Source organism: Roseomonas sp. TS2 (assembly GCF_058833935.1).
In genome coordinates, this window is record NZ_JCACVY010000065.1 from 1 (window position 1) to 21,519 (window position 21,519).

Here is a 21,519-nt window from a genome sequence, read left to right on the forward strand (position 1 = left end):
CCGTTCCCCTCAGGCCCGTTCCCGCCGCGGGCGGCGGGCGGGCTGGCGCGGCGCGGCCTGCTCGCCGCCACCGCCGGGCTGGTCGCCGGCGCCCTGCCGGGCCGGCCCCGCGCCGCCGGCGCCATGCCGCAGACGAGCCTGACCGCCCAGCAGGCGCTCGAGCTGATGAAGCAGGGCAACGACCAGTTCCGCACCGACGCCCCCTACCGTTCCGCCCAGGGCCGCGAGGACCGGGTGAAGCTGGCGGTGGGGCAGGCGCCCTTCTGCGTGCTGGTGGGCTGCTCCGACAGCCGCGTGTCGCCGGAGCTTCTGTTCGGCCGTGGCCTGGGCGAGCTGTTCATCGTCCGCAACGCCGGCAACACGGTGGACACGGCGGCGCTGGGCAGCATCGAGTATGGCGTGGGGGTGCTGGGCTGCCCGCTGGTCGTGGTGCTGGGGCATGAAAGCTGCGGCGCCGTCGCCGCCGCGCTGGAGGTGGTGGCGCGCAACGCCACCTTCCCCGGCGTGATCGGCGAGATGGTGCAGCCGATCATCCCGGCCATCCTCGCCGCGCGCGCGGCGGACGGCACGGTGGGGCTGGACGCGGCGGTGGAGGCCAATGCCCGCCGCGTCGCCGCCCGGCTGAAGACGCAGAGCCCGGTGCTGCAGGCGGCCTCGCATTCGGGCCGGCTGAAGATCGTCGCCGCGCGCTACGATCTGGATGATGGCGATGTCAGCTGGTTCGAGGATCTCTGAGCGCCCCCGCCCCTCCCCGGCCCGCCTCGGGCCGGCATCCGGGGCGCCGCGGAATGGCGGTACACGAGGTCGCCCACATCCGGCCGCCGCGCCAGCGGGTCCAGCACGGCCCCCAGCCGCTCCGCCACCGCGGCGGAGCGGCGGTTCCCGGGGCCGACATAGCTGACGAGGGTGGCAAGGCCGAGCGTGCCGAAGGCCCAGTCGCGCATCGCGCGGGCCGCCTCGGTGGCGTAGCCCCGGCCTTCCTGCCCCTCATAGAGCAGCCAGCCCAGCTCCTTCTCCGGAAAGAGCGGGCCATGGTTGATGCCCACCTGCCCGACGCATTCGCCCGAGCCGGGCAGCGCCAGCATCAGCGACCCGTGCCCGAACAGCGCCCACTGCGCCACGTCGTGGCAGAACATGCCCCAGGCTGCCCGGGGGCCGAAGGGGCCGCCCATGCCGGCCGCGCGCGGCGAGGCCATCAGCCGCGCATAGGCCGGAAAATCCGCTGCCACCGGCGGGCGCAGGATCAGGCGGGGCGTCGTCAGGGTCGGGATCGCGGAACCGGGCATGGGAGACTCCGGGACAGGGTGGAGGGCGTCGTTACGCGCGGCCCGGCCTCCCGGTCCAGCGAGGGTTCCGGGAAGGTCCCGGGCCTACAGCCCGAGCCGCGCCCAGGCCGCCCGCTCCTCCACCAGGGCCAGCCCCTCGGCCGTGGCGCCGCGCAGCAGGCGCAGCGGCAGCGGCGGCCGGCGCTGGCCGAGCGGCACCACCCGCGCCTTCTCGCCGAAGCGGCGCAGGATCTCGCCCCTGGCGTCGCCCAGCCGGTCGATCAGGCCGAGCGGCAGCGCCTCCCGCCCGGTCCAGAAGCGGCCCGTGAACAGCTCATCCTCGGGCGCCGCCAGGCGGGCGCCGCGCCGCGCCTTTACCCAACCGGCGAACTCGGCGTGCAGCGCCGAGAGCAGCGCCTCCAGCCGCGCCTGCTGCCAGGGCTCGACGGGGCGGAACGGGTCGAGGAAGGATTTCTGCCCCCCCGCCGTGGTCAGCCGCCGCTCGACGCCGAGCTTCTCCGCCAGCCCTTCCAGCCCGAAGCCCGCCGAGATGACGCCGATGGAGCCCACGATCGAGGACGGGTCGGCCACGATCTCGTCCGCCGCGCAGGCGATCCAGTAGCCGCCCGAGGCTGCCGCGTCCTCGACGCAGGCGACGACCGGCACCTTGTGCTTCTCGGCCAGCGCGCGGATGCGCTGGCCGATCAGGCTGGACTGCACCGGCGAACCGCCGGGCGAGTTGATGGCAAGCACCACGCCCGCGAGGCGCTTCAGCCCGAAGGCGCGCTCCAGCACGGGCGCGATGCCCTCGAGGCTCAGCCCGCCCGGGCCGAGGCCGCCCCGCGCGGCGATGACGCCCGAGAGGCGGACCAGCGCCACCTGCGGGGGGCGGCTCAGAAAGGGGATTTGCATGGGCCAAGAGATGACCACCTTTTCCGCCGGGGCAAGAAGTGCGACGAACGCGCGCCCCACCCACGGCCTGAGGAGAAGCCGCCCATGAAGACCCGCGCCGCGATTGCCTGGGAAGCCGGCAAGCCGCTGTCCATCGAGGAGGTGGACCTCGAAGGCCCGCGCGAGGGCGAGGTGCTGGTGGAGGTGAAGGCCACCGGCCTCTGCCACACCGACAAGTACACCCTCTCCGGCGCCGACCCGGAGGGCATCTTCCCCAGCATCCTCGGCCATGAGGGGGCGGGCATCGTCGTCGATGTCGGGCCCGGGGTGAAGTCGCTGCGGAAGGGCGACCACGTCATCCCGCTCTACACGCCCGAATGCCGCGAGTGCGACTACTGCCTCAGCCGCAAGACCAATCTCTGCCAGAAGATCCGCGTGACCCAAGGCCGCGGCCAGATGCCGGACGGCACCAGCCGCTTCTCCTGCAACGGCAAGCCGATCCACCACTACATGGGCACCTCGACCTTCGCCAACCACACCGTGGTGCCGGAGATCGCGCTCGCGAAAATCCGGGAAGACGCGCCGTTCGACAAGGTCTGCTACATCGGCTGCGGCGTCACGACCGGGCTCGGCGCCGTGCTGTTCACCGCCAAGGTGGAGGCGGGCGCCAATGTGGTGGTGTTCGGCCTCGGCGGCATCGGGCTGAACGTCATCCAGGGCGCGCGGATGGTGGGGGCCGACAAGATCATCGGCGTCGACATCAACCCCGCCCGCGAGGCGATGGCCCGCCGCTTCGGCATGACGCATTTCGTCAACCCGAAGGAGGTGCAGGGCGACCTCGTCGGCCATCTCGTCGAGCTGACCGGCGGTGGCGCGGACTATTCCTTCGAGTGCGTCGGCAACACCACGCTGATGCGCCAGGCGCTGGAGTGCTGCCACAAGGGCTGGGGCGTCTCCACCATCATCGGCGTGGCCGAAGCGGGCAAGGAGATCAGCACCCGGCCCTTCCAGCTCGTCACCGGCCGGCGCTGGATCGGCTCCGCCTTCGGCGGCGCGCGCGGCCGGACGGACGTGCCGAAGATCGTCGACTGGTACATGGACGGCAAGATCAACATCGACGACCTGATCACCCACACCATGCCGCTCGAGCGCATCAACGAGGGGTTCGACCTGATGACGCGGGGCGAGAGCATCCGCGGCGTCGTCGTCTACTGAGGCGGGGTCTACTGAAGCGGGCCGCGCGGGGCGGGTGCCTGCCCCGCGCGGCTCAACCGGCCGGGGCGGCCGCGCGTTGCACTGGTCCCGAGCCCGAGGAGCCGCGCCCCGTGACCCACCGCCCCGCCGCCCTGCCGGGCCTGCTCCTGGCCCTGTTCCTGGCACCGCTCCTGGCCCTGGCGCCGTGCGCGGCCCCTGCCCTGGCCCGCGACCCCACCGGGGCCGAGCGCGCCCGGCTGGAGGCGGCGCTGCGGGCCGAGGGCTACCAGGACTGGGGCAGGGTCGGCCTGGAGGATGGCGTCTGGACGGTGGAAGGCGCCGTGGCCGGCGACGGCACGCGCCGCGATCTGCGCCTGACGCCCGACGCCCTGCGCAGCATCGCCACCGATCCCGAAAACCGGCCGGCGGGCGCGGAGGAGAGGGCGGAGATCGGCGCGGCGCTGCGCCACCTCGGCTACACGGATTTCGGCCGCGTCGCGCTGGAGGACGGGCTGTGGCGCGTGGCGCGCGCCCGCGCCAGCGACGGACAGGACTATACGCTGACGCTGGAGCAGGACAGCCTGCGCATCCTGCACCGCGAGGACGCGGATTGAAGGAAAGGAGGCCGCCATGGCCATCGACGGACTGAGCGACGAGACGATCCGCGAGGTGCTGCTGAACACGCGGCGCATCGCCGTGGTGGGTGCCTCGGCAAACCCGGCCCGCCCCTCCAACGAGGTGACGCGCTTCCTGGTGGGGCGCGGCTTCGAGGTGACGCCGGTCAACCCCGGCCTGGCCGGGCAGGTGCTGCACGGCAGCGCCGTCGCCGCCTCGCTGGAGGCGGCGGGGCCGCTGGAGATGGTGGACATCTTCCGCCGCAGCGAGGAAGCCGGCGCGGTGGTGGACGAAGCCATCCGCCTCGGCGCGCGCTGCGTGTGGATGCAGCTTGGCGTCGTCGACCAGGCGGCGGCGGAACGGGCGCGCGCCGCCGGGCTGGTGGCGGTGATGGACCGCTGCCCGGTGATCGAGTGGGCGCGCCTGCGGCTCTCCACCGCCGCCTGAGCGGTTCCGGCATAGCGCGGGCGCGGCGTTTCGTGACAAAACATGTCCGGTTTTTAATTCCGCTTGAAAGCCAGCCCCCGGCAGGCCAGATGCCTGCCTCGCGCCCTGTGCATATGTGCCGGGCGCGGATGACAACCCGTCTGGAAAGGCCCCGCCTCGGGGATCGGACATGACCGAAGAAGAACGCCGCATCATTTCCGCCTTCGTGGAGCGCATGGCCGGGGTCTCCGCCCCGCAGCCGGCGCCCTCGCCCTGGGGCGGCAGCAGCGTGCCGGCCACCCAGTCCCGCCCGCCCCTGCCGCCGGTCGACCCGGAGGCCGACCGCCTGATCGCCGATTTGTTCGCCCGCTACCCCGAGGCGCGCTACCGGCTCACGCAGACCGCCTTCGTGCAGGAGCACGCACTGGTGCAGGCGCAGAACCGCATCCAGGAGCTGGAGTGGCAGCTGGAGAACACCCAGCGCCAGGCCGAGGCGTCGCAGCAGCAGGGCCGGGGCGGCCTGTTCGGCGGCATGTTCGGCGGCGGCCAGCCGCGCCCGGTGCCGATGAGCCCCCGCCCGCAGCCGGTGCAGCCGCCGCAATACGTGCCGCCGGGCGCCATGCAGCAGAGCCGCGGCGGCGGCTTCCTCGGCTCGGCGCTGACCACGGCGGCGGGCGTCGCCGGCGGCATGGTGCTGGGCAACATGCTGATGGGCGCCTTCTCCGGCGGCGCGGCCGAGGCGGCCACGGCCGCGACCGACGCGGCCGGCAGCTTCGCGCAGGATGCCGTGCCGACCTCCAGCCCCTGGACCGACCCGGCCGCGCAGGATGCCGTGCCCGCCAGCGACAGCTACGGCAATGACGCCTATGGCGACACGGGCGGCTATGCCGACGATGCCGGCGCCGAGGATGGCGGGTTCGACGACGAGATCTGAGCCGCGCCCCGCGCGGCGCGGCCTCGGAGGAACGATGGGGCCGGGGGAGCGATCCCCCGGCCTTTTTTCATGCCCGCTTGCCGCCGGCGCCGGCACGGGCGAAAGCTGGCGCCATGCGCATCCCCGATCTCGACCTCGACCTGCTGCGCTGCTTCGTGCAGGTGGCCGAGCGCGGCGGCTTCACCGCCGGCGCCGCGGCGCTGGGCCTGACGCAATCGGCCGTCAGCCTGAAGGTGAAGCGGCTGGAGGAGCTGCTGCAGAAGCGCGTGCTGGAGCGCACCAGCCGCAGCATCGCGCTCACGCGGGAGGGCGAGACGCTGCTGGCCTATGCCCGCCGCATGCTGGCGCTGAACGACGAGGCGGTGCGCCGGCTGGTGGCACCGCCCGTGACGGGCCGGCTGCGGCTCGGCGTGGCGGACCATTTCGTGCCGCGCAACCTGGCGCCGATCCTGGCCCGCTTCGCCCGCACCTTCCCCGAGCTGCGGCTGGAGATCGAGGTGGGCCGCAGCCACGAGCTGCGCGCCTCGCAGGAGCGCGGCGCGCTGGACCTGGTGCTGGGCAAGCGGCGCGAGGGCGAGACGGAGGGCCGCCCGATCTGGACCGAGCCGATCGTCTGGGTGGCGCCGCCCGGCTGGATGCCGCCCGAGGGCCGCCCGCTCCCCGTGGCCATGCTGCCCCAGGGCTGCATGTTCCGCGACCGGGCGCTGGCCGCGCTGGCCCGCGCCGGGCTGGCCTTCGAGGTGGTCTATGTCTCGGCCAGCCTGCTCGGCGTGGCGGCGGCGGCGCAGGCGGGGCTGGCCGCCACGGTGCTCGGCCGCTCCGGCCTGCCGGAGGGGCTGGCCGAGCTTTCCGGCCTGCCCGGCCTCGGCGTGGCCGAGATGGCGGTGTTCGGCGACGCCACCAACCAGACCCAGCTCGTCGAGCCGCTGATCGCGCTGATCCGCGAGAGCCTGGGCGGCTGACCAGGGCCGCCGAACCTGCGCCGCGGGTGGAAGGGCGGGGATTTCACGGGATGTTCAGCCGCCCGGTGCAGGATGGCCTGGCTCCTCCCCCCTCCCCCCGACAGGCGACCGCATGCAGCCCCTTCCCTCTCCGCCGCCCGGCCTCCAGCAAGGCGGGGCCAGGGCGGACCCGGCGATGCACATACAGGCGCTCGAGCAACGCCTCGCCGCCCTGGAGCAGCGCCTCCAGGAGACGCCGGCCGAGGCGCATCGCCGCCGGATCGACAGCGCCCTGGAGGCCGCGCGGGGCTGCCGCCTGCGGCTGGAGGGCGGACCGCTCATCGTGGTGCCGACCCACTTCAAGGGGCGTGGCCTGATATACATCGGAGACCAGGTGCAGTTCGGCTGCACGGGGTCCTTCCGCGAGACGGGCGCGATCTGGGTCGAGGCCCGCAACCCCCACTCTGTCATCCGCATCGGCGCCGGCTGCATCGTCAACAACAACACCGTGCTCTGCGCCGAGGGCGAGGGCATCACCATCGGCGCCGGCACGCTGATCGGCACCCATGTGCAGATCATCGACACCGACGGGCATGACCTCCACCCGGCCCGCCGGCGGAACGGCAAGCCGGCCACCGCGCCGGTGCAAATCGGGCGGAACGTGTTCATCGGATCGAACGCCGTGCTGCTGAAGGGCATCCGTGTCGGTGACGATGCGGTGGTGGCGCACAGCGCCGTTGTGGCCGGGGACGTGGCGCCAGGCAGCATCGTCGCCGGCAACCCCGCGCGGGTCGTCGGCCGGGTTCCTGCCGGGGAGGGAGGAGAGCCATAGCATCGCCCCGGCTTCCGGGGAGGCGGGCGGGGGTTTGACAGGCCCCGCAGCCCGGGCGCAGCCTCGCTGCCCCATCCGCGCCCCCAACCCGCGCCCAAGGAAATTCCGCATGGCCACGCCCGGCCCCGACCTGTCACAGCCACTCCACCGGGGGCCACACGGGGAGCCGCCCGACCGGGACTGGCGCATCATCGGCCTGATCGGCACCGGCCATTTCCTGTCGCATTTCTACATGCTGTGCCTGGCGCCGCTCTTCCCCATCTGGCGCGAGGAGTTCGGCGTCTCCTACGCGGCGCTCGGCCTCTCGGTCGCGCTGATGAGCGGCGTCACCGCCCTGTTGCAGACGCCGGTCGGCTTCCTGGTGGACCGGCACGGGGCGCGCCCCTACCTCATCGGCGGCACGCTGCTGATGACGCTCTCCATCTCCGCCATGGCCTTTGCGCCCAGCTACTGGGTGATCCTGGGGCTGGCCATGCTGTCGGGCATCGGCAACAGCGTCATCCACCCGGCCGACTACGCCATCCTCGCCGGCTCCATCAACAAGGCGCGCATGGGCCGCGCCTTCGCCTGGCACACGCTGACGGGCAATCTCGGCTTCGCGCTGGCGCCGCCCATCATCGTGGCCCTGGCCGCCACCATGGGCTGGCGCTGGGGGCTGATGCTGGTGGGGCTGCTCGGCCTGCCGGTGGTGGGCGCCATCCTGCTGCAGAGCCGCATCCTGGCCGACCAGCCGAAGGCGCGCGGGGCCAAGGCGGCCGAGGGCGGCGCGACGGTGCTGCTCTCCCGCCCCATGCTGCTGTTCTTCGCCTTCTTCCTGCTCTCCTCCATGGCGGGCTCGGGCATCCAGGCCTTCGTCATCACGGTGCTGGACCAGCTCTGGGGCATCCCCATCGCCATGGGCTCCATGGCGCTCACCGGCTACATGATGGGCGCCACCGGCGGCGTGCTGGTGGGCGGCTGGTTCGCCGACCGCTACACGCGGCACGGCGCCTTCGTCATCGGCCTCACCCTGGTGGCGATGACGCTGATCCTGGCGCTCGGCGCGCTGCCCATCCCCGGGCCGCTGGCCGTGGCGCTGGCCCTCGGCGCGGGCCTCGCGCTGGGCGCCAGCCGCACCCCGCGCGACGTCATGGTGAAGGACGCGGCGCCGCCCGGGCAGATCGGCAAGGTGTTCGGCTTCATCTCCGCCGGCCTGCCGCTGGGCGGCGCGCTGACGCCGGTGCCCTTCGGCCTGCTGCTCGATGCCGGGCTGCCGCATCTGGTGCTGCCGCTGGTGGCGGTGCTGCTCGGCCTCTCGCTGCTCTGCATGGGCGGGGCGCGCGGCAGCGTCCGCGCCAGCCGCGCCCCCACCGCCGCCCCCGCCGAGTAGCGTGTCCGGCCTCGGCCTCCTGCTGGAGGTGCTGAACTGGGCCGGCTCGGCGGCCTTCGCCATCTCCGGCGCGCTGGTGGCCTCGCGCAAGCAGCTGGACCCGGTGGGGTTCATCCTGATCGCCGCCACCACCGCCTTCGGCGGCGGCACGGTGCGGGACGTGCTGCTGGGCCGCACCGCGGCCTGGCTCGGCACGCCGGGGCTGGCGCTGATGGTGGCGCTGCTGGCGCTGGCGGTGTTCTTCACCGCGCACCGGGTGGAGCGGCGCTTCGTGCCGCTGCTCTGGGCGGACGCGGTGGGCATGGCGCTCTTCGCCGTGCTGGGGGCGGAGGCGGCGCTCGGCGCGGGCGCCAGCCCCTGGGCGGCCATCCTGCTCGGCATGATCACCGCCACCTTCGGCGGCGCCCTGCGCGACGTCATCTGCGGCGAACTGCCGCTGATCCTGCGGAAGGAGATCTATGCCACGGCGGCGGCGGCGGGGGCCGCGCTGTTCGTGGCGCTCACCCTGGCTGGCACCGACCGCGCCCTGGCGGTGTGCGCGGGCATGGGGGCCGCCTTCCTCATCCGGGCGGCGGCGCTGCGGCGGAGCTGGTCGCTGCCCACCTATAAATCCAGGGCGGGGCGGGATTATCCGGACCAAAGGCCAGGGGAATGAATTCCCCTGGACCCCTTCTTTTTTCTGTCAGTTTTTACCAGCCATTGATGCGGTTCCACACCGCCACGACCTGCCGGCCGCCATCGACCACGTGGTAGCGGTCGAAGGCCGCCGCCGTCAGGCAGGCATGATTGGGGGCGACGCGGACCAGGTCGCCCAGGTGGAGGTCCAGCAGCCCCTCGCCGCCGCGCGCCTCGCCATGCTCCTGGTGGGTGCGCACCACCAGCGCCTCGCCGAAGCACGGCGTGCCATCCGCGCCCAGCACCCGGCCGAACTGGTAGTCGCGCGGCGCGGCCTGGGTGCTGCGGTCCTTCGACAGCGCCAGCGCGCCGGCATCGAGCAGCACCGCCTGCCGCTCCGGCTTGCGGCCGGTGACGCTGGCCAGCACCGTCAGCGCGATGTCCTCCGGTTCATGCACGCCGAGCTGCATCTGCAACAGGTCGCCGAACATGTAGACGCCGGCCCGCACCTCGGTCACGCCATCCAGCCGCTCGGCATAGAGCACCGTGGGGGAGGAGCCGAGCGAGACGATGCCGACCCTGTGCCCCGCCGCGCGCAGCCGTTCCGCCGCGCCGGTGACGCCCGCCCGCTCCGTCTCGGCGATGCGCGCCATCTCCGCCGCCGAACGCCCGGCATAGGAATGCCCGGCATGGGTCATCACGCCGGCCAGCCGCCCGCCCAGGATCGCCGCCAGCTCCGGCAGCAGCGGGGAATCGGGCGCCACGCCGCCCCGGCCCTCGCCCACATCCACCTCGATCAGCGCGGTGAGCGGGCCGGGATGCGCGGCCACGGCGCGCGCCACCTCGGCATCGTCCAGGATCACCTTCACGGCGGCGCCGGCGGCGTTCAGCGCGGCGATGGCGTCCAGCTTCCGCGGCGTGACGCCCACGGCGTAGATCTGGTCCCGGTAGCCGCCTTCCGCGAAGTAGCGCGCCTCGGCCAGCGTCGAGACGGTGATCGGGCCGTGGCCGGGGGCGGCGAGCGCCGCCACCTCCAGGCTCTTGGCGGTCTTCATGTGCGGGCGCAGCACCACGCCGGGGTGGCGCGCCACCGCCGCCGCCATGCGCGCCAGGTTGCGCTTCAGGATGCCGAGGTCGAGCACCAGGGCCGGGGTGGGCAGGTCGTCGAGCGTGGTCATGCGGGGCTCCAGCGCGTCTCGGGGTCCAGCGGCAGCACGGGGCGCGGCAGCCTGGTCCAGGCGAAGCGGTCGAGGATGGGGGAGGTCAGGCCGGGCGCGTCCACCTCGACGATCCGGCCGTTGGAGAAGAACTCGTCGAAGCCGCCGCGGAAATGCCCGCGCGACTTCACCACCACCGCCCGCGCCGCGCCGATGTCGAGGCCCAGGTGCTCGAGGAAGGCGGGGTCCGCGCATTGCGTGCGGCGGCTGATGACCACCACGGTGATGCCGCCCAGCCGCAGCGCGGCGGTGGGGCCGAGCCGCATGGCGGTGTTGGCGAAGATGCCGCGCCGCCCCGTCACCGCGCCATCCGAGAGCGCCACCACCTCCGCCTCGGCGGCGAAGGGGTGGGCGAAGCCCTCGCCCGCCTTGCCCCGGTTGAAGCGGGCGGTGAAGCGGGCGCCCTGCCCCAGCGCATGCGCCTCGGCGGCCAGCGCGGGGTCGTGGATGACGCCGAAGATCGCGCCCTGCACCCCCGCCTCGTGGAAGGCCCGCAGGATGAACATGGTGTTGCCGCCGCCGCCACCGCCCGGGTTGTCCGCCACGTCGGCGAAGGCCAGCGGCACCTCGGAGGTCTGCGCGCGCTCCACCGCCTCGGCCAGCGAGGTCAGCTTCGCCACGAAGCGGTCGCGCCGCGCCCAGGCGGCCTCGGCCAGCTTGGTGGCCAGCGCCTCGCAGGCCGCCGCGTCCGGGCCGGTGACGATGACGGCGAAGCCGTTGAAGGGCGTGTCGCCATAGGCGAAGCCCGCCATGGCCGAGACATTGGCCACACGCTGCGGCCCCAGTTCCGCAAGCCGCTCCTGCCCGAGGTCGATCACCTCGGCATAGGGGCCGTGGGACGTCAGCAGGCTGACGGTGGGCGCTACGATCGGCAGCCGGCGGAAGGCGCGGCAAAAACGCTCGCCGGCCAGCAGCCGGCGCATCAGCTGCGCCGATTCCGCGCCGCGCTCGCGCATGTCCAGATGCGGGTTGGTGCGGTAGCCCACGAAGGCGTCGCAGTCGCGCACCATGCTGTCCGAGACATTGGCGTGCAGGTCGTAGCTGCACACCAGCGGCACGCCCTCGCCCAGCACGTCGCGGATCAGCGCCTGCAGCGCGCCCTCGGGGTCGTCCATCTCCGTGGCGAGGCCGGCGCCGTGCATCACGCAATAGACGCCATCCACCGCGCCGCGCAGCGCCTCCAGCCCGGCGCGCCACTGCGCCAGCATGGCGTCGAACAGCGTCTGCTCCACCGGCCCATTCGGCTCGGCCATGGCGAGCAGGAGAGGCAGCGGCCGCCACGGCCCGGCGGCGTCCATCTCCGCCACGAAGCCCGGCATCTCGGCCAGCGCCACGGGGGCGGCGGAGCGGGCATCCTCCAGGATCGCCTCGCCCTCCAGCCAGCAGCGGAAATCCTCCCGCCGCGCCACGGGGGCGAAGCGGTTGCACTCGATGGAGAAGCCCAGCAGGGCGATGCGCGGGGCGGCGGTCACAGGCTCACCCCCGCCAGCTCGGCATGGCGCTGCGTGGCCTTCAGCCCGCTGCCCGTCAGCACCACCACGGTGGTCTCCTCCTCGCGGATGGTGCCGTCCTCCAGCAGCCGGCCGAAGGCGGCGGCGGCCTGGGCGCAGGTCGGCTCCACATAGAGGCCGCGCCGCGCCAGGCCGCGCGTGGCGCGGACGATCTCGGTCTCGCTCAGCAGCACGGCGCCGCCCCGGCTCTCCCGCAGCACCGCCAGCACCTCGGCCCTGCGCAGCGGCTGGGCGATGGCGGTGCCCTCGGCGATGGTGGGGATGGGGTCGGCGGCGTCCTCGCCGAGCCATTCACGGGCGATCGGGCCGCAATTCTCCGGCTGCGCGGCGAAGATGCGCGGCAGCCGCCCGATCTCCCCCGCCCGCATCAGCTCGCCGAAGCCGATGCCGCAGCCCAGCACGTTGGAGCCGGCGCCGCAGGGGACGATGACATTGTCCGGCGCGCGGAAGCCGAGATCCTCCCACAGCTCGTAGGCCAGCGTCTTGGTGCCGTGCAGGAAGAAGGGGTGCCAGTTGTGGCTGGCGTAGAAGATATCCGCCGCCGGGTCGCTGCCCTCGGCGAGCGCCGCGTCGGCGCAATCCTGCCGGCTGCCCGGCACCAGCTGGATGCCGGCGCCCATGGCGCGGGACTGCACGGTCTTGGCCGGGCTGGTCGAGGCCGGCACCATGATCTTGGCGCGCATCCCGCCGGCGGCGGCATAGGTGGCGATGGCGGCGCCGCCATTGCCGGAGCTGTCCTCCAGCACCGCCTCGATGCCCTGGTCGCGCAGCAGCGAGAGCATCACCGAGGCGCCCCGGTCCTTGAAGCTGCCGCTCGGCATGAACCACTCGCACTTGAAGCGCACCGGCGCGCCGGCCCACTCCCCTTGCAGCAGGGGGGTGCAGCCCTCGCCCAGGCTGATCGGCGCCGCGGGCATGAAGGGCAGCGCGGCGGCGTAGCGCCACAGGCTGCGCTCCCCGCCGGCGATGTCGGCCCGGGTGATGCCGGGCAGGTCGGTCAACAGCAGCGGCTGGCCCTCGGGGCCACACCAGCGGGGGGTGTCGAGCGGCCAGGTGCGGCCGGAGCGGGGGTCGAGATAGGCGGCGTTCGGCATGATGAGACACCCTGGCTTGCGCAGGCGCGCCCGGCAAGGGTACCCCCTTGCCCCATGCAACACGCCGATGCCGTCGCCCGCCTCGCCGCCGACCTCGTCCGCCTGGACAGCCGCAGCTTTGTCTCCAACCGCGCGGTGGCCGACCGCATCGCGGCCGAGCTGGAGGGCTTCGCGCTGGAGCGGCTCGACTACGCCGACGCCGCCGGCGTGGCCAAGCAGGTGATCGTCGCGCATCGCGGCCCGCCCGGCGGGGTGGCGCTGTCCGGCCATATGGACACGGTGCCGGACACCGGCTGGACGGACGACCCCTTCTCGGGCCGCATCGACGCGGAAGGCGTGCTGCACGGCCTCGGCGCGGCCGACATGAAGGGGCCGCTCGCCGCCTGCATCGTGGCCGCCCGCACCCTGCCGGCGCACCTGCCCGCCACCCTCCTCATCACCACCGACGAGGAGACCACCAAGATGGGCGCGCGCCGCATCGCCGACCATTCCGCGCTCGCCCGCCAGGCGGCGCCACGCGGCATCGTGGTGGCCGAGCCCACGGGGATGCTGCCGGTGCGCGGCCACCGCAGCAACATCGACTTCATCGCAGTGGCGGAGGGGGTGCAGGCGCATTCCTCGCTCGGCGTGGGCCGCAACGCCAACTGGGCGCTGATCCCCTTCCTGGTGGAGATGCAGGCGCTGGCCGAGCGGCTGCGCGCGGACGCCAGCCTGCACGACGCCGCCTACGCGCCCCCCTTCAGCGACTTCAACCTGGTGCTCGACAACCACGGCGCGGCGATGAACGTGACGGTGCCGAAGGCCACCGCGCGCATCAAGTTCCGCTACAGCCGCAGCATCGACCCCAGCCCCATCGTGGCGGCGGTGGAGGCGGCCGCCGCGCGGGCCGGCGTGACGCTCGACGTCATCCGCCAGGGCCGCCCGCCCGAGACGCCTGCCGACCACCCCTTCATCCGCGCCGCCGAGGCCGCCACCGGCCACGCCGCCGAGACCCGCCCCTTCGGCACCGATGCCAGCGAGCTGCAGGAGATCGCCCCCTGCGTGATCCTGGGCCCGGATGTGATGGACACCGCCCACTCCCCGCGCGAGCGCGCCCACCTGGCGCGGCTGGCGGCGGCGGTGCCGGTGTTCCACCGGCTGATGGGCGGCTGACGGGCGGCTGACGGGCGGCTGGGGCCTCAGGACAGCGCGCGCAGCGCCGCGCGCAGCGCATCGGGCGGCACCGGCGCCGGCGCGGCGGCCAGCTCCGCCTCCACCACCCCATGCAGCGCGCGCCAGGCCGGCACGGCGCGGGCCAGCACCGCCTGCCCCTGCTCCGTCAGCGAAAGGCGGCGGCTGCGCCGGTCCTGCGGGTCGGTGCCGATGGCCACCAGCCCGTTCCGCTCCAGCGGCTTCAGCGCTGCGGTCAGGGTGGTGCGGTCCATGGCCAGCAGCGCCGCCACCGGGCCGAGGGGCGGCGGCTCCGGCCGGTTCAGCGCCATCAGCAGGGAGAACTGGCCGCTGGTCAGCCCCAGCGGGCGCAGCGCCTCGTCGAAGCGGCGGGCCAGGGCGCGCGCCGCGCGCTGCGTATGCAGGCAGAGGCAGGCATCCCGCACCTCCAGCGTCGTTGCGTAGGACACATGTTTTGACATGCGGCATTTATGTTGATATCAACCCAAAAATCAAGGGCGCAACGCCCGGAGAGCAGGGAAGGAAAGCAGGCATGCAGTATGTGGAAGGTTTCGTCCTGGCCGTGCCGGCCGGCAACAGGGAGGTCTATCGCCGCCACGCCGCCGAGGCGGCGGCGCTGTTCCGCGAGTTCGGCGCCACCCGCGTGGTGGAATGCTGGGGCGACGACGTGCCGGATGGCAAGGTCACCGACTTCCGCGGCGCGGTGAAGGCGGAGGCGGGCGAGATCGTTGTCTTCAGCTGGATGGAGTTCCCGAGCAAGGCGGTGCGCGACACGGTGCATGCGCGCGTCATGTCCGACCCGCGCATGAAGGCCATGATGAGCGGCGAGACGCCCATGCCCTTCGACGGCAAGCGCATGATCTATGGCGGCTTCACCACCCTCCTCGACAGCTGAGGCCGCCCTCCGGCGGCAGGCCTGGCGGGGCCGCGCGGGCGCCTCACTCCCCCGGCACGGCCTCGGGGGCCGGTTGCCCGGGGGCGTGCTGCGGCCGCGGCGGCGTCAGCGGCTCCGGCCCGATGAACGGGCCGCCCATCGCCTGAGCCGCCAGCCGCTCGCGGTCGCGCAGCCGCACCGCGTGCTCCGCCGCCTGCGCCTCCTCGCGCGGCAGGCCGAGCGCCAGCAGCGCCTCCCGCCCCAGCAGCAGCGCCGATTCCACCGTCTCGCGCACCGGGGCCTCGATGCCGCGCGCCATCAGCGCCAGGGCGTGCACCCGGTCATAGGCACGCACCAGGCAGGGCGTCTCGGGGAAGGCCTCCTGCACCACGGCCACCACGCGGTCGGTCACCTCCGGCCGGTCGGTGCAGACCACGATCATCCGTGCCCGCCCGGCGCCGGCGGCGCGCAGCACGTCGAGCCGCGTGCCGTCGCCGTAATGCACGCGGGCGCCGAAGCGGCCCGCCTCCTGGATGCGGTGGGTGTCGTTGTCGAGCAGGGTGAGAGAGAGGCCCTGGCGCAGCAGCACCTGCGAGACAAGCTGGCCGAAGCGGCCGAAGCCCACCACCAGCACGCTGCCGCGCGCGTCGGAGTAGTCCTCCTCCGGCATCGGGCGGCGGCACAGCGCCAGCAGGCGCGGCGCCAGCCGCAGCAGCGGCGGGGTGGTGGCCATGGAGAGGGTGACGAGCGCCACCAGCAGGCTGGCAAGCGAGGGCGCCATCACCCCCGCCGCCGCGGCCGCCGAATAGAGCACGAAGCCGAACTCGCCGCCCTGCGCCAGCACCAGCCCGACGCGCAGCGCGGTGGCCGGCGGGTGGCCGAAGGCACGCGCCGCGCCATAGGTGGCCAGCGCCTTCAGCGCCACCAGCAGCAGCACGCCGGCCAGCAGCAGCGGCGCCTGCGCCCAGACCACGCCGAGATCGACGCTCATCCCCACCGAGAGGAAGAACAGGCCGAGCAGCAGGCCGCGGAACGGCTCGATATCCGCCTCGAGCTCGTGCCGGTAGTTGGATTCGGCCAGCAGCACGCCGGCCAGGAAGGCGCCGAGCGCCATGGAGAGGCCGGCCAGCGCCATCAGCCCGGCGGCGCCCAGCACCACCAGCAGGGCGGCGGCGGTCATGATCTCGCGCGCGCCGGAGCGGGCCAGCAGGCCGAAGAGCGGGTTGAGCAGGTAGCGCCCCGCCAGCACCACCGCCGCCACCGCGCCTAAGCCCAGCGCCACCCCCACCCAGGCCGGATGCTCCGCCGCCGCCGGGTGCGGCGAGAGGAAGGCCACCAGCGCCAGCAGCGGCACGATGGCGAGGTCCTGCAGCAGCAGCACGGCGAAGGCGGTGCGGCCATGCGGCGCTTCCAGCTCGCCCTTCTCCTCCAGCAGCTGCATCACCAGGGCGGTGGAGGAGAGCGCCAGCCCCAGCCCGGCCACCACCGCGGCCGCCCAGCCATGCCCGAGCAGCCAGGGCAGCGGCGCCAGCAGCGCGGCGCAGAGCAGCACCTGCGCCGTGCCGAGGCCGAGGATGTCCCGCCGCAGCGCCCAGAGCCGGCCGATGTTCAGCTCCAGCCCGATGATGAACAGCAGCAGCACGATGCCGAACTCGGCGATGCCGGCCACCCGCTCCGGCTCGCCGAACAGCCCGAGCCCCCAGGGCCCGATGACGATGCCCGCCGCGATGTAGCCCAGCACCGAGCCGAGACCCGCCCGCTTGGCCAGCGGCACGGCGATGACCGCCGCGCCCAGGAACACCATGGGCGCCAGGATGGGGGTGAGATGGCTGGCCTCGGCCATGAGGATGTTCCCTGCAGGTGGAGGGCCTGATTAGGGCACCCCGCGCACCACCCTGCAACGATGCCGCCGGCGGCCCATTTCCTCCCCGTCACACCGGACAAGTGAGGAGGAGCCTTCGATGAAAGGCATTGTGCTGCACGCCCCCGGCGGGCTGGACCGGCTGGAGCGGGCGGAGATGGACGACCCCGGCGCCCCCGGCCCCGGCGAGATCCGTGTCCGCCTCCACGCCAGCTCGCTGAACTACCACGATTACGGCGTGGTGGCCGGGCGGATGCCGACGGCGAATGGCCGCATCCCCATGTCGGACGGCGCCGGCGTGGTGGAGGCGGTGGGTGCCGGCGTGGCGGAGTTCGCGCCGGGGGACCATGTGGTCTCGGTGTTCTTCCCCACCTGGATGGACGGCGCGGCGACGCTCGGTGACTTCTCCACCGTGCCGGGCGACGGGGTGGACGGCTATGCGCGGCAGGCGGTGGTTCGCCCCGCCACCTGGTTCACCCGCGCGCCACGCGGCTGGAGCCATGCCGAGGCGGCGACGCTGACCACCGCCGGCCTCACCGCCTGGCGCGCCCTGGTGGGCGATGGCGCGCTGAAGGCGGGCGAGGTGGTGCTGGTGCTGGGCACCGGCGGCGTCTCGATCTTCGCGCTGCAATTCGCCCGCATGATGGGGGCGCAGGTCATCGTCACCTCCTCCTCGGACGAGAAGCTGGAGCGCGCCCGCGCCCTCGGCGCCGCGCACACCCTCAACTACCGCGAGCACGAGGATTGGGGCCGCCGGGCACGGGACTGGACCGGCGGGCGCGGCGTCGATCACGTGGTGGAGGTGGGCGGGCCGGGCACCCTGGCGCAGTCCATCCAGGCGGTGCGCGTCGGCGGCCACATCTCGCTGATCGGCGTGCTCACCGGGCGCGGCGGCGAGGTGCCGACCGCGGCGCTGATGGCGAAGCAGGCGCGGCTGCAGGGCCTCATCGTCGGCAGCCGGCGGCAGCAGCAGGAGCTGGTGCGGGCGCTGGAGGCCACCGCGGTGAAGCCGGTGATCGACCGAAGCTTCACGCTGGAAGAAATCTCGGACGCCTTCCGCCACCAGGAGGCGGGGGCGCATTTCGGCAAGATCTGCCTGGAGTTCTAAGAAAGCCGTTCTTTTTTGGAAAAAAGAACCAAAAAACTTCTGTCAGTTGGCGTCACGCTGATGGCGAGGCGGGACGCCAAACTGACAAAGTCTTTTTGCTTCTTTTTCTTCAGAAAAAGAAGGTTCTTCTCTTACTCCAGCGTCTCCAGCAGCTCGCACAGCGTGCCGCAGCGCGGCGCCAGCTCGCGCCACAGGATGTGCTCGAACTCCGCATGGGCGCCGGCGCCGGAGCAGCCGAGGCCGTCCAGCGTGGGCACGCCCATGGCGGCGGTGAAGTTGCCGTCCGAGCCGCCGCCACGGTGCTGCTTCGGCAGGTCGTAGCCGAGCCGGGCGGCGATCTCCCGGGCGCGGGCGTAGAGCGCCAGGTTGCCCGGCCCCTCCTCCATCGGCGGGCGGTTGAGGCCGCCCTCCACGGCCACCGTGGTGCCCTCGGGCTGCGCGCCGGCCATGGCCTTGATGGCGGCCTCGATGCGCGCCCCGTCCTCCAGCGTGGCGACGCGGAAATCCACCTCGCACCCCGCCTCGTTCGGGATCACGTTGGGCCGGGTGCCACCCCAAATGGGCGCGCAGTTGGTGGTGGTGCCGCCGGGCAGGTCCACCAGCGCATGGATCCGCCCGATCAGCCGCGCCAGCGTGACGACGGCGCTGGCGCCGTCCTGCCAGTTGCCGCCGGCATGGGCGCTCTGCCCCTGCACGCGGATGGTGAAGCGCCCCACCCCCTTGCGCGCGGTGACACAGCACTTGTCCGCCCCGCCCGCCGGCTCCGGGATCAGCACGGCGCAGGCGCCCGCCGCCTCGCGCTCGATCAGCGCCCGGCTGGTGCCGCTGCCCACCTCCTCGTCCGAGGTCAGCAGCAGGGTGATGGGGCTCTTCGTCGCCACCTTCTGCCGCAGGATCTCCCGCACCGAGTGGAAGGCGAAGAAGCTGCCGGCCTTCATGTCGTAAATGCCGGGGCCATAGGCCTTCTCGCCCTCTACCCGGAAGGGGATGGTGTTGGCCAGCGTGCCGTGGTCCCACACCGTGTCCAGGTGGCCGGCCACCAGTACGGGCTTTCCGGCGCCGGGAGTGCGCGCCACCAGGTGGTCGCCGAAGCCCCGCGTACCGGGGATGCGCTCGACCACCGCGCCCACGGCGCGCAGCTCGGCCTCGGCCTTGTCCATCAGCCCGTTGATGGCGGAGGGGTCGGTGGTGGGGGTCTCGTGCTCCACCCAGCCGCGGAGTTCCTCCAGCAGGCGTTCGCTGGTGCCGAGTTCGGTGACAGGCATGGGGCCGTTCGCTCCTTCCGGTTGGGCCGGCGGTTGTCGCGCCCCATGGCCGGCTTGTCCATCCGGGCGCCCGCCGCTAAGGCATTGGTCTTCTTTCCCCGGCGGCCGGGCGAACCCGGCCTGGCGGCCAACCGGAATGACTGTGCCGATGAAGCGTGTCTGTGTGTTCTGCGGCTCCAACCCGGGCCTGAACCCGGCCTATGCCGCCGCCGCCCGCGCCATGGGGCGCGCCATCGCGGCGCAGGGCCTCGGCCTCGTCTATGGCGGCGGCCATGTCGGGCTGATGGGCATCGTGGCCGACGCCGCCATGCGCGGCGGCGCCGAGGTCATCGGCATCATCCCCGAGACGCTGATGAAGCGCGAGGTCGGGCATGGCGCCATCACCGACCTGCGGGTGGTCTCCACCATGCATGAGCGCAAGGCGATGATGGCCGACCTGGCGGATGGCTTCGTCGTGCTGCCGGGCGGCATCGGCACGCTGGAGGAGGCGGTGGAGGCCTTCACCTGGACGCAGCTCGGCATCCACGACAAGGGCCTCGTCTTCCTCGACACCGCCGGCTACTGGCAGAGCCTGTCGTCGGTGTTCGACCACATGGTGGCCGAGGGCTTCCTGCACGAGAAGCACCGCGCCATGGTCACCTTCGCCGAGGACCCGGACGCGGCGCTGGAGGCGCTGGCCCGCTTCACGCCGGTGACGGTGGAGAAATGGGCCGAGAAGACGCAGCGCTGAGCCCCGCCGCGATGGGTGCCGCCCCGCCATGATCCTCTCGGACTGGAAAGCCATCCCCGAGGCCGCGCGCGGCGCCACCGTGGCGCTCGGCAATTTCGACGGCGTGCATCTCGGCCACCGCGCCGTGCTGCGCGCCGCCCATGCCGCGCGGCCCGGGCTGAAGCTGGTGGCGCTGACCTTCGAGCCGCACCCGCGCGAGCATTTCCGCCCCGACGACCCGCCCTTCCGCCTCACCCTGGCCGAGGCCAAGGCGCGGGCGCTGATGGCGGCGGGCGCCGACTTCGTGCTGGCCCTGCCTTTCGACGCCGCCCTGGCCGCCATGCCGGCGGAGGCCTTCGTCTCCGAGGTGCTGCACGGCGCGCTCGATGCCCGCCATCTCTCCTGCGGCGCCGATTTCGCCTTCGGCCACCGCCGCGGCGGCGACGTGGCCTTCCTCGCCGCGCGGGCCGAGGCGCTGGGCATGGGCCTCTCCGTGGTGCCGCCGGTGACGGATGCGGGCGGCCCCCTCTCCTCCTCCCGCATCCGCCGGGTGCTGCAGGATGGCTACCCGGAGCGCGCCGCGCAGAAGCTCGGCCGGCCGTGGGAGATCTGCGGCACGGTGAGCCATGGCGACAAGCGCGGCCGCACCATCGGCTTCCCCACCGCCAACATCCCGCTCGGGCGGCACCTGGAGCCGGCGCGCGGCGTCTACGCCATCCGCGCCTCGCTGGCCGGTGGGCAGGTGGTGCCGGGGGTGGCCAATATCGGGCTGCGCCCCACCGTGGGCGGCACGGAAAGCCGGGTGGAGGCGCATCTCTTCGACTACCAGGGCGACCTCTACGGGCAGGAGGTCTCGGTGGCGCTGCTGCACTTCCTCCGCCCCGAGAAGCGCTTCGCCGGCCTGCCGGAGCTGGTGGCGCAGATCGGGGCCGACGCCGCCGAGGCCCGCCGCCTGCTGCTGGGCTGAAGGCGCGGCGGGAAGGGCCCTATTCCTTCCCGAAGCCCAGCGCCCGCAGCGCCGCGATGCTGCCCGCCGCCGAACGGTGGTGCACGAAGACGCCGCCCTTCTTCTCCCACTCCTCGGCGGCGCTCGCCCGGTCATCGACCAGGACATGCCCCGGCCCGGACCAGCGCGGCTTCTCGCGGCTCATGCAGGTGATGACGGGCACATGTGCCCCCAGCATCCGCGCCACCCAGCGGCGCTTCTGCTCCGGCGCCCAGGCGCCGAGCGGCAGGCCGGTGAGGATGGTGGGGTGGCAGGGCGCGCAGAAGCGCCAGAGCTCCTGCGCGTCGTGCATGAACTCCAGCGTCTCGAAGAAGCGCGGCGCGCGGGCGAGCGCGGCCCACATGGTCCTGAGGGGCAGCGCCTCGGGCCGCTGGCCGGTGATGGCGTGCACGCCGCGGTCGAAATCGGCCAGCACGCCGTCGAGGTCGAGAAAGAGCGGGGGCATGGGCGGGCTCCGGTAAAAGGGGTCCGGCGGAGGGGGCTCCCGCATCTGGCGCGGCCCGGCGCCGCCGGCAAGCGGCGCCGAGTCTCCCTTGACCCCTGCCGCGCGGGGTCGCAAAACGCCGCCATGTCCCGGACGCAGCCTCGGCCGCAGGCGCCCCTGCTGGCGGCGCGAATTAGC

General features: G+C 73.5%; 23 protein-coding genes. 14 read left to right on the forward strand and 9 right to left on the reverse strand.

What is annotated here, in order from left to right; genetic code table 11:
• A partial coding sequence (locus ACZJYS_RS12190; RefSeq protein WP_493178421.1) for a carbonic anhydrase occupies positions 1 to 735 on the forward strand: 735 nt, incomplete at its 5' end.
• On the opposite strand, the gene ACZJYS_RS12195 is transcribed toward ACZJYS_RS12190, so the two are convergent.
• Both ACZJYS_RS12195 and ACZJYS_RS12200 read right to left on the reverse strand, forming a co-directional pair.
• Positions 690 to 1,286: a GNAT family N-acetyltransferase gene (locus ACZJYS_RS12195; protein WP_109516785.1), complete on the reverse strand. Its 597-nt coding sequence runs from the start codon at positions 1,284 to 1,286 to the stop codon at positions 690 to 692. The genes ACZJYS_RS12190 and ACZJYS_RS12195 overlap by 46 nt on opposite strands.
• A gap of 84 nt (positions 1,287 to 1,370) precedes the next feature.
• Entirely contained in the window at positions 1,371 to 2,177 is an 807-nt protein-coding gene (locus tag ACZJYS_RS12200; RefSeq protein ID WP_109516784.1) for a S49 family peptidase, read from the reverse strand.
• A gap of 84 nt (positions 2,178 to 2,261) precedes the next feature.
• Here ACZJYS_RS12200 and ACZJYS_RS12205 point away from each other — a divergent pair, with 84 nt between their 5' ends.
• From ACZJYS_RS12205 to ACZJYS_RS12240, 8 genes are all read left to right on the forward strand, one after another.
• Entirely contained in the window at positions 2,262 to 3,371 is a 1,110-nt protein-coding gene (locus ACZJYS_RS12205; RefSeq protein ID WP_493178426.1) for an S-(hydroxymethyl)glutathione dehydrogenase/class III alcohol dehydrogenase, read from the forward strand.
• A gap of 110 nt (positions 3,372 to 3,481) precedes the next feature.
• On the forward strand, positions 3,482 to 3,964 hold the full coding sequence (locus ACZJYS_RS12210) for a hypothetical protein (protein ID WP_493178429.1): 483 nt from the start codon (positions 3,482 to 3,484) through the stop codon (positions 3,962 to 3,964).
• A gap of 16 nt (positions 3,965 to 3,980) precedes the next feature.
• Complete coding sequence (locus ACZJYS_RS12215; protein ID WP_109516781.1) at positions 3,981 to 4,412, forward strand: CoA-binding protein; 432 nt, start codon at positions 3,981 to 3,983, stop codon at positions 4,410 to 4,412.
• Between the two features lie 169 nt (positions 4,413 to 4,581).
• The gene (locus tag ACZJYS_RS12220) at positions 4,582 to 5,325 is read left to right on the forward strand and encodes a DUF2076 domain-containing protein (protein ID WP_109516780.1); all 744 of its coding nucleotides are present in this window, start codon (positions 4,582 to 4,584) and stop codon (positions 5,323 to 5,325) included.
• 113 nt (positions 5,326 to 5,438) lie between these two features.
• A complete protein-coding gene (locus tag ACZJYS_RS12225) occupies positions 5,439 to 6,287 on the forward strand; it encodes a LysR family transcriptional regulator (protein ID WP_109516779.1) in 849 nt (282 codons plus the stop codon).
• Between the two features lie 175 nt (positions 6,288 to 6,462).
• Positions 6,463 to 7,098: a DapH/DapD/GlmU-related protein gene (locus ACZJYS_RS12230; protein WP_493178433.1), complete on the forward strand. Its 636-nt coding sequence runs from the start codon at positions 6,463 to 6,465 to the stop codon at positions 7,096 to 7,098.
• Positions 7,099 to 7,207: 109 nt separating this feature from the next.
• Positions 7,208 to 8,467, forward strand: a complete 1,260-nt coding sequence (locus tag ACZJYS_RS12235) for an MFS transporter (protein WP_493178434.1) — start codon at positions 7,208 to 7,210, stop codon at positions 8,465 to 8,467.
• A gap of 1 nt (position 8,468) precedes the next feature.
• Complete coding sequence (locus ACZJYS_RS12240) at positions 8,469 to 9,122, forward strand: trimeric intracellular cation channel family protein (RefSeq protein ID WP_109516777.1); 654 nt, start codon at positions 8,469 to 8,471, stop codon at positions 9,120 to 9,122.
• A gap of 34 nt (positions 9,123 to 9,156) precedes the next feature.
• On the opposite strand, the gene ACZJYS_RS12245 is transcribed toward ACZJYS_RS12240, so the two are convergent.
• The 3 genes from ACZJYS_RS12245 to ACZJYS_RS12255 are packed head-to-tail and all read right to left on the reverse strand — an operon-like array spanning position 9,157 to position 12,904.
• Positions 9,157 to 10,260 carry an alanine racemase gene (locus ACZJYS_RS12245; protein WP_493178437.1) on the reverse strand — a complete coding sequence of 368 codons (1,104 nt, stop codon included), beginning with the start codon at positions 10,258 to 10,260 and terminating at the stop codon, positions 9,157 to 9,159.
• Positions 10,257 to 11,771, reverse strand: coding sequence for a M81 family metallopeptidase (locus tag ACZJYS_RS12250; RefSeq protein ID WP_493178438.1), 1,515 nt, complete (start codon positions 11,769 to 11,771; stop codon positions 10,257 to 10,259). The genes ACZJYS_RS12245 and ACZJYS_RS12250 overlap by 4 nt, the downstream gene beginning before the upstream one ends.
• Positions 11,768 to 12,904, reverse strand: a complete 1,137-nt coding sequence (locus ACZJYS_RS12255) for a threonine synthase (protein ID WP_493178440.1) — start codon at positions 12,902 to 12,904, stop codon at positions 11,768 to 11,770. The genes ACZJYS_RS12250 and ACZJYS_RS12255 overlap by 4 nt, the downstream gene beginning before the upstream one ends.
• Positions 12,905 to 12,958: 54 nt before the next feature.
• On the opposite strand from ACZJYS_RS12255, the gene ACZJYS_RS12260 reads away from it, so the two are divergent.
• Positions 12,959 to 14,056, forward strand: coding sequence for a M20 family metallopeptidase (locus tag ACZJYS_RS12260; RefSeq protein WP_379650003.1), 1,098 nt, complete (start codon positions 12,959 to 12,961; stop codon positions 14,054 to 14,056).
• A 26-nt stretch (positions 14,057 to 14,082) separates the two neighbouring features.
• Here the strand turns inward: ACZJYS_RS12260 and ACZJYS_RS12265 are convergent, their stop codons facing one another.
• Positions 14,083 to 14,535 (reverse strand): MarR family winged helix-turn-helix transcriptional regulator, encoded by a 453-nt coding sequence (locus ACZJYS_RS12265; RefSeq protein WP_493178444.1) that lies wholly within the window; start codon positions 14,533 to 14,535, stop codon positions 14,083 to 14,085.
• A 71-nt stretch (positions 14,536 to 14,606) separates the two neighbouring features.
• Between ACZJYS_RS12265 and ACZJYS_RS12270 the strand changes: the two genes are divergently transcribed.
• Positions 14,607 to 14,969 carry a DUF1428 domain-containing protein gene (locus tag ACZJYS_RS12270; RefSeq protein WP_109516772.1) on the forward strand — a complete coding sequence of 121 codons (363 nt, stop codon included), beginning with the start codon at positions 14,607 to 14,609 and terminating at the stop codon, positions 14,967 to 14,969.
• Positions 14,970 to 15,012: 43 nt separating this feature from the next.
• Here the strand turns inward: ACZJYS_RS12270 and ACZJYS_RS12275 are convergent, their stop codons facing one another.
• Positions 15,013 to 16,791: a monovalent cation:proton antiporter-2 (CPA2) family protein gene (locus ACZJYS_RS12275; protein ID WP_493178447.1), complete on the reverse strand. Its 1,779-nt coding sequence runs from the start codon at positions 16,789 to 16,791 to the stop codon at positions 15,013 to 15,015.
• Between the two features lie 118 nt (positions 16,792 to 16,909).
• Between ACZJYS_RS12275 and ACZJYS_RS12280 the strand changes: the two genes are divergently transcribed.
• Complete coding sequence (locus ACZJYS_RS12280; RefSeq protein ID WP_109516770.1) at positions 16,910 to 17,917, forward strand: zinc-dependent alcohol dehydrogenase family protein; 1,008 nt, start codon at positions 16,910 to 16,912, stop codon at positions 17,915 to 17,917.
• Between the two features lie 131 nt (positions 17,918 to 18,048).
• Here ACZJYS_RS12280 and ACZJYS_RS12285 read toward each other — a convergent pair whose 3' ends face one another.
• Complete coding sequence (locus ACZJYS_RS12285) at positions 18,049 to 19,182, reverse strand: M20 family metallopeptidase (RefSeq protein WP_379632648.1); 1,134 nt, start codon at positions 19,180 to 19,182, stop codon at positions 18,049 to 18,051.
• Positions 19,183 to 19,330: 148 nt separating this feature from the next.
• Here ACZJYS_RS12285 and ACZJYS_RS12290 point away from each other — a divergent pair, with 148 nt between their 5' ends.
• Positions 19,331 to 19,912, forward strand: coding sequence for an LOG family protein (locus ACZJYS_RS12290; protein WP_109516768.1), 582 nt, complete (start codon positions 19,331 to 19,333; stop codon positions 19,910 to 19,912).
• 28 nt (positions 19,913 to 19,940) lie between these two features.
• Complete coding sequence (locus ACZJYS_RS12295) at positions 19,941 to 20,858, forward strand: bifunctional riboflavin kinase/FAD synthetase (RefSeq protein WP_493178452.1); 918 nt, start codon at positions 19,941 to 19,943, stop codon at positions 20,856 to 20,858.
• 19 nt (positions 20,859 to 20,877) lie between these two features.
• On the opposite strand, the gene ACZJYS_RS12300 is transcribed toward ACZJYS_RS12295, so the two are convergent.
• Positions 20,878 to 21,342, reverse strand: a complete 465-nt coding sequence (locus tag ACZJYS_RS12300; RefSeq protein ID WP_493178456.1) for a hypothetical protein — start codon at positions 21,340 to 21,342, stop codon at positions 20,878 to 20,880.
• Positions 21,343 to 21,519 lie beyond the last annotated feature (177 nt).

What these genes read in the sequence shown, in the direction of transcription:
- ACZJYS_RS12195 (WP_109516785.1), bottom strand. Translation starts at nt 1,286, where the DNA reads ATGCCCGGTTCCGCGATCCCGACCCTGACGACGCCCCGCCTGATCCTG.
- ACZJYS_RS12200 (WP_109516784.1), bottom strand. Translation starts at nt 2,177, where the DNA reads ATGCAAATCCCCTTTCTGAGCCGCCCCCCGCAGGTGGCGCTGGTCCGC.
- ACZJYS_RS12205 (WP_493178426.1), top strand. Translation starts at nt 2,262, where the DNA reads ATGAAGACCCGCGCCGCGATTGCCTGGGAAGCCGGCAAGCCGCTGTCC.
- ACZJYS_RS12215 (WP_109516781.1), top strand. Translation starts at nt 3,981, where the DNA reads ATGGCCATCGACGGACTGAGCGACGAGACGATCCGCGAGGTGCTGCTG.
- ACZJYS_RS12220 (WP_109516780.1), top strand. Translation starts at nt 4,582, where the DNA reads ATGACCGAAGAAGAACGCCGCATCATTTCCGCCTTCGTGGAGCGCATG.
- ACZJYS_RS12225 (WP_109516779.1), top strand. Translation starts at nt 5,439, where the DNA reads ATGCGCATCCCCGATCTCGACCTCGACCTGCTGCGCTGCTTCGTGCAG.
- ACZJYS_RS12230 (WP_493178433.1), top strand. Translation starts at nt 6,463, where the DNA reads ATGCACATACAGGCGCTCGAGCAACGCCTCGCCGCCCTGGAGCAGCGC.
- ACZJYS_RS12235 (WP_493178434.1), top strand. Translation starts at nt 7,208, where the DNA reads ATGGCCACGCCCGGCCCCGACCTGTCACAGCCACTCCACCGGGGGCCA.
- ACZJYS_RS12245 (WP_493178437.1), bottom strand. Translation starts at nt 10,260, where the DNA reads ATGACCACGCTCGACGACCTGCCCACCCCGGCCCTGGTGCTCGACCTC.
- ACZJYS_RS12255 (WP_493178440.1), bottom strand. Translation starts at nt 12,904, where the DNA reads ATGCCGAACGCCGCCTATCTCGACCCCCGCTCCGGCCGCACCTGGCCG.
- ACZJYS_RS12260 (WP_379650003.1), top strand. Translation starts at nt 12,959, where the DNA reads ATGCAACACGCCGATGCCGTCGCCCGCCTCGCCGCCGACCTCGTCCGC.
- ACZJYS_RS12265 (WP_493178444.1), bottom strand. Translation starts at nt 14,535, where the DNA reads ATGTCAAAACATGTGTCCTACGCAACGACGCTGGAGGTGCGGGATGCC.
- ACZJYS_RS12270 (WP_109516772.1), top strand. Translation starts at nt 14,607, where the DNA reads ATGCAGTATGTGGAAGGTTTCGTCCTGGCCGTGCCGGCCGGCAACAGG.
- ACZJYS_RS12275 (WP_493178447.1), bottom strand. Translation starts at nt 16,791, where the DNA reads ATGGCCGAGGCCAGCCATCTCACCCCCATCCTGGCGCCCATGGTGTTC.
- ACZJYS_RS12280 (WP_109516770.1), top strand. Translation starts at nt 16,910, where the DNA reads ATGAAAGGCATTGTGCTGCACGCCCCCGGCGGGCTGGACCGGCTGGAG.
- ACZJYS_RS12285 (WP_379632648.1), bottom strand. Translation starts at nt 19,182, where the DNA reads ATGCCTGTCACCGAACTCGGCACCAGCGAACGCCTGCTGGAGGAACTC.
- ACZJYS_RS12290 (WP_109516768.1), top strand. Translation starts at nt 19,331, where the DNA reads ATGAAGCGTGTCTGTGTGTTCTGCGGCTCCAACCCGGGCCTGAACCCG.
- ACZJYS_RS12295 (WP_493178452.1), top strand. Translation starts at nt 19,941, where the DNA reads ATGATCCTCTCGGACTGGAAAGCCATCCCCGAGGCCGCGCGCGGCGCC.
- ACZJYS_RS12300 (WP_493178456.1), bottom strand. Translation starts at nt 21,342, where the DNA reads ATGCCCCCGCTCTTTCTCGACCTCGACGGCGTGCTGGCCGATTTCGAC.